The 254-nt window shown below is 55.9% G+C and carries 1 protein-coding gene; it reads left to right on the top strand.

Annotation, left to right across the window (positions count from 1 at the left end; all coding sequences use genetic code 11):
- Window positions 1–254 (top strand): phosphoribosyltransferase family protein (locus tag AAEY78_RS14090; protein WP_352340016.1); only part of this gene is annotated, 254 nt, incomplete at both ends.

Below are 254 nucleotides of genomic sequence, written 5' to 3'. Positions count from 1 at the left end.
GACTTGTTCTGGAAGGCCAAACCGGAAGTGTCGTTCATCGACCGCGATGTGCTGATCATCGATGACATTCTCGATGAAGGTCACACCCTGGGTGCGATCATCGACTTCTGCAAACATGCTGGCGCACGCAAAGTGCACACCGCCGTGCTGATCGACAAAGACCACGACCGCAAGGCGCGCCCAGAGCTGAAAGCCGACTTTGTCGGGCTGCCGTGCGTCGACCGTTATATCTTCGGCTATGGCATGGATTACAA

It is taken from the genome of Psychrobacter sp. 16-MNA-CIBAN-0192 (assembly GCF_040309565.1).
In the GTDB taxonomy this organism is placed as follows: Bacteria; Pseudomonadota; Gammaproteobacteria; order Pseudomonadales; family Moraxellaceae; genus Psychrobacter.
The sequence above is the reverse complement of the archived record's forward strand: the minus strand, read 5'-3'. Positions and strand labels throughout refer to the sequence as shown.